Below are 5,439 nucleotides of genomic sequence, written 5' to 3' on the forward strand. Positions count from 1 at the left end.
CTCCTCGCCGACGCCCCCGACGTCACCGACGCGTCGGGCCGCTTCCGGCGCCGCACCTCCGTGGGCGCCGATGCCAAGCGGGCGTGACAGCGCGCGTCGCCGCTGGCCGATGGTCGCGGTCGTCGCCGCGTTCGCCTGCCTAGGCGGCTGGATCGTGCTCGGGGCCGTCACCGCGTCGGAGCCGAGTGGGTTCCTGGTGGAGCCGCCGGTGGATGCCGCTCCGGCGGTTTCCGCCCACGCCGGGCCGGGCAACGATCCGGAGTCCGTCGCCGGCGAGGCGTCGGCCGCGCAGCCCGCAGCGGCGGGCAACTCCGCCCGGGTCGACGCCGGCTGGGCATCGCGCACCTCCGCAGCAACCGGCATCCCCGAGCGGGCGGTTCGCGGATACGCCGGGGCGGAACTGGCGATGGCCGCCGAGTCGCCGGGATGCGGCATCCGCTGGAGCACGCTCGCCGCGCTCGGCAGCATCGAATCGGCACACGGCACCCATGCGGGTTCGTCGATCGGTGACGACGGCCTCACCCGGCCGGGCATCTTCGGCATCGACCTCACGGGCGAATCGAGCGCGCGCATCACGGATACCGACGGGGGAGTGTGGGACGGCAAGGCCGATATCGATCGAGCGGTCGGGCCGATGCAGTTCATTCCCGCGACGTGGGAGACCTGGGGCGCCGACGGCAACGGCGACGGGGTTCGGGATCCGCAGCACATCGATGACGCGGCCCTGGCCGCCGCCGGTTACCTGTGCCATTACGGCGACCTGAGCACCCCCGACAACTGGCGGAGCGCGATCTTCGCCTACAACCACCTCGACTCGTACGTGAACGCGGTGGCCCGCGCCGCGAACGACTACGCGGGGCGCGCGCCAGCGAGCCGGGGGTCTGGCGCGGAGCCCCAGACGGACCGCTGATGATCGACAGCACGAGTCTGGTGTCGGGCCGATTCCGGCTTGGTGAGCTCCTCGGCACAGGGGGCTCGGCATCCGTCTTCGCCGCCGTCGACACGCGCACGGGTTCGAGCATCGCGCTGAAGATCCTGCACCCGCATCTTTCGGAGCGTCCCGCGGCGCGCGGCGCCTTCCTCGCCGAGGCGCGGCGGGCTGAGCCGCTGCGGCACCCCAATATCGTGGGCGTGCTGGATGTCGGCATCGACGACGCCGCCGACGCTCCGCTCGCGTGGATCGCGCTCGAGCGCGCCGCCGGCTCCAGCCTGTCGGAGCACGTCGCGCGCCACGGGCCGCTCTGGCCCGCGGAAGCGGTCGCGGTGCTTGACGGCACACTGCGCGCCCTCGAGGCGGCGCACGCGATCGGTCTTGTTCATCGCGACGTCTCGCCCGCGAACATCATGGTCGCGCCGGGCGGGATCGACAGCGCTGGCGTGCGGCTGCTCGATTTCGGGCTGGCGGATGCCGCGGGCAAGGCCGCGCTCGGAACCGACGATCTGCTCAGCGTGGAGGCCACGGGCCGCGCCGGGGTCATGGGCAATGTCAACTACGTGTCGCCGGAGCAGGTGCGGGGCGAGCCGGTCGACGCGCGGGGAGACGTGTACCAGGCCGGGGCGGTGCTGCACTTCGCACTGACCGGGCGCCCGCCGTTCCCGCGCGAGAGCACGGGGCAGACGATGCGCGCGCACCTCGAGACGCCGCCGCCGGTGCCGTCGGTGACCGACCCGCGCATCCCCCGCTCGCTCGACCGCATCGTCGTGCGCGCGATGCTCAAGGATCCCGCCGACCGATTCGCCTCGGCTGCCGCGATGCGCGCGGCGCTGACCGGGCTGGGGATCGGCGCCGCGGGCGCGGTGCCGGAGGTGCGGGCGGCGCCCGTGGTGCGCACCGCAGTGACGAGCGTGACGGATGCGGTACGCCTTCCGGTCGAGGAGCTGCAGGACGAGGGGCATGAGGACGAGGGCCTTGAGGACGAGGGGCTCGAGGTCGGCGGACTCTCGGCCGAGCGTCTCCCGGCAGAGACGTACGGCATCACGCGCGTGCTCGGCCGCACGATGGTGCCACCGCGAGTCCCCGGCTCCCCGGACTCCACCATCGCGCACGCGCCGCGCGGCCGTGCGCGACACGCGCGCTCGCGCGCGGGCACGTGGTTCGCCGCCACGACCGCCGCCATCGTGACCGTGATCGTCGTCGCTCTCGCCGCCACGAGCACCCCCACCGCGTCGGTCGAGGCCGAGCCGTCGGCCGCGCCCTCCCCGACGCCGACCGCGCCCCCGCCCGCCCCCGAGCCCGAGCCCTCGGTAAAGCCGATCGTCTCGCTCGTGACGGTGCCCGATCTGACGCGCATGTCGGTCGCCGAGGCGGCGGGAGTTCTCGCCGATGCCGGGCTCGTCGCCGGCGCGGTCACGCTCGTCGATTCCCCTTCTCTGCGCGACACCGTGCTGGAGTCGAACCCCGCAAGCGGCCAGAGGCTCGGCCGAGGCGGAGCGGTGGCGCTGACGGCGGCGTCGGGCCTCAGCACGATTCCGGATGTCGCGGGCCAGGACCGCGACGCCGCTCTGGCCGCTGTCCAGTCGGCGGGGTTCGCACCTTCGCTCGCGCACCGTCCCGCCACCGCGCAGACCCCTGCCGGCCGCATCGTGGGCACCGAACCCGGTGCCGGCACCCGGCTGGTGGTGGGCACGCCCATCAGCGTCCTCGAGTCGGTGGGCAGCGTCGCCCCGGAACCCACCGCCACGGCGACGCCGACGAGCAGGCCGACGCCCACGTCGACGCCGACCAGCGATCCCGGAGAGTGAGATGACTCGCGCACATCCGTCCTCAAGACCCGGTACAGGCGTCCTTCGCCGCTCGGAGGCCCCGCGTTCACCTTCGGCGCGCACGCTGACGGAGGCTGTGGGAGCCGACCCTGCCCCCTGCGTCTCAGCCAACACCCGGAGAAGACTGATGGCTGGTGCGCTGCGTCGCGAGAGGCTGTCATGAGCGACGCTTCGACGGGCTCAGCGACCGGCGTGGGTGGCTCAGCGACCGGAAACCAGAACGTCGCGACCGCGGTGCTGACCGACGAGACGACGATCTTGCCGGCGGTGCGAGACCCGTCCTCCGGCCTTCCCGAGGCCCGCGATCTGCGGGCCGTGCCGACGTTCTCCGACACCGTCTTCCGACGCACCGCCTTCGCGGCCGGTGGCATCACCGTCGCGATCATGCTGTCGGTCGGCCTCTTCCTCGCGTTGCGGGCGGGCCAGGCGATCCTCCCACCCGACGGCGCGGGCTTCGCCTTCCTGACCACCCAGGCGTGGTCGCCCGAGACGGGCGAGTTCGGCATCGCCGCCGTGCTGTTCGGGACGATCACCATCGCGATCATCGCGATGTGCGTGTCGGTTCCGCTCGCGCTCGGCACCTCGCTGCTCATCTCCGAGGTGCTGCGCGGCCGCCTCAAGCAGTGGGCGATCACGCTCGTCGACCTGATGGCCGCCGTGCCCAGTGTCGTGTTCGGCCTATGGGGAGTGTTCTTCCTTCAGGCGGCGATCATCCCGGTCTCGCGCTGGATCTCGACGTACTTCTCCTGGATCCCGGTGTTCGCGGTGACGGATGCCGACGGTAACGCCCTCACCGACGCATCCGCGTTCACGTCATCGGCATTCATCGCCGGTCTCGTCGTCTCACTCATGGTCGTGCCCACGCAGACCTCGATCATGCGAGAGGCGTTCATGCAGGCGCCCGCCGGTGAGCGTGAGGCCGCGTACGCGCTCGGTTCGACGCGGTGGGGCATGATCGGTGCCGTCGTGCTGCCGTTCGGTCGCGGCGGCATCATCGGCGGCACGATGCTCGGCCTCGGCCGTGCCCTCGGCGAGACGATCGCGGTCTACATGATCATCTCGCCGATCTTCGTCATCAACTGGCAGGTGCTCAAATCCGGTGGCAACTCGGTCTCGGCCTTGATCGCGCTGCGATACGGCGAGGCGAGCGAATTCGCGCTTTCCGCCTTGATGGCGGCGGGACTGGTGTTGTTCCTCATCACCCTGGTCATCAACTTCACGGCATCGTCGGTCGTCGCCCGCTCGCGCTCCGGCGCCGAAAGCGAGGCGTGATGACCATCACGCTCGAGTCGCCCCGGGCCGCTGAATCCGACTTTGCCGATGCCGACGCGGGCGCACACGACGACACCGCCGAGGGGGTCATCCGCACCCGCATTCCCGACCGCGACGACATCGAGATCGGTGAGCGCCGCAACGTTCGCGCCGCCCGTCTCGACGACCGCTACGCGCTGCTGGGCGCCGCGGCCGGTGCTCTGGCACTCGCGGCGCTGCTGTTCGGCTGGATCGCGCCGTTGAGCGGCGTCGTCGGGTTCGTCGTCGTCGCGTTCCTGGCGTTCGTCGCGTTCTATGCGCTCCTCATTAGCACCACCGCCGATGGACGGGAGGTTGCCGATCGGGTCATGACGGTCGTGCTCATCAGCGCCGGCGTCATCCTGTTCAGCGCCCTCCTGTTCGTCGTGGTGTTCACGATCGTCCGCGGCTGGGATGCGTTGATGCACGCGAACTTCTTCTTTCAAGACATGGAGTTCGCGGGGCCGCTCGACGGGCTGGATGTCGGAGGCATCGCGCACGCGATCCTTGGCACGCTGATCCAGATCGGCATCGCGCTGGTCATCTCGATTCCCCTCGGCATCGTCACCGCGTTGTTCCTCAACGAGGTCGGCGGGCGCTTCGCGCGATTCGTGCGCACGATCGTCGACGCGATGACCGCCCTGCCCTCGATCGTGGCCGGGCTGTTCATCTACTCCGCAATCATCCTGGGGCTCGGCGGTCAGCGGTCAGGATTCGCGGCGGCACTTGCGATCACCGTGATGATGCTGCCGATCATGATCAGAGCGGCGGATGTCGTGCTGCGCCTGGTCGCCGGACACCTGCGTGAGGCGTCATATGCGCTAGGAGCGTCGAAGTGGCGGACGGTGTGGCATGTGGTGCTTCCGACCGCTCGCTCCGGACTTGTGACCGCCGTCATCCTGGCCACCGCCCGCGGCATCGGAGAGACCTCGCCGGTGCTCCTCACCTCTGGCATCACGAACGTCATGAACCTGAACCCGTTCGAAGGACCGATGGTCTCGCTGCCTCTCCAGGTGTTCACGTTCGTGGCATCTCCCGAGCCGACCTACATCGCGCGCGGTTTCGGCACGGCCGCGGTTCTGTTGCTCCTTGTGCTCGTGCTGTTCTCGATCGCCCGGATCGTCGGCGGCCGCGGCCCCGGCGAGCTTTCGCCGCGCCAGCGCCGTGCCGCGCTGGCGCGCTCGCAGCGTGATCTCGTCCGCTACGACGCGCGCGCGGCCGGCGATCGCATCGATACGACCGGGTACGGCGGATTCGACTTCCAGCGATCCCGTCCCGCCGCCGTACCCCCAGCATCATCCGCCCGTCCTCTGGAGGAACCACGATGAGCACGTTGAAGCGCCGTCGCACGAGCGTGAGCGCAGCCTTCGCCGCGCTGCTGGTCAT

At 70.9% G+C, this 5,439-nt stretch carries 4 protein-coding genes; all 4 read left to right on the forward strand.

All coding sequences use genetic code 11. The features are described from left to right. Positions 1-910: lytic transglycosylase domain-containing protein (locus VNT50_RS04665; RefSeq protein WP_325483938.1), on the forward strand; the 910-nt coding region annotated here is incomplete at its 5' end. Next, a complete protein-coding gene (locus VNT50_RS04670; protein WP_325483939.1) occupies positions 910-2,742 on the forward strand; it encodes a protein kinase domain-containing protein in 1,833 nt (610 codons plus the stop codon). The genes VNT50_RS04665 and VNT50_RS04670, both read left to right, overlap by 1 nt. Before the next feature lie 180 nt (positions 2,743-2,922). Further along, positions 2,923-4,035, forward strand: coding sequence for a phosphate ABC transporter permease subunit PstC (pstC, locus tag VNT50_RS04675; RefSeq protein WP_325483940.1), 1,113 nt, complete (start codon positions 2,923-2,925; stop codon positions 4,033-4,035). Next, positions 4,035-5,381, forward strand: coding sequence for a phosphate ABC transporter permease PstA (gene pstA / locus VNT50_RS04680; protein WP_325483941.1), 1,347 nt, complete (start codon positions 4,035-4,037; stop codon positions 5,379-5,381). Before pstC ends, pstA begins: the two co-directional genes overlap by 1 nt. The last annotated feature ends 58 nt before the right edge of the window (positions 5,382-5,439 follow it).

The organism is Microbacterium sp. (assembly GCF_035554235.1).
Lineage (GTDB): Bacteria > Actinomycetota > Actinomycetes > Actinomycetales > Microbacteriaceae > Microbacterium.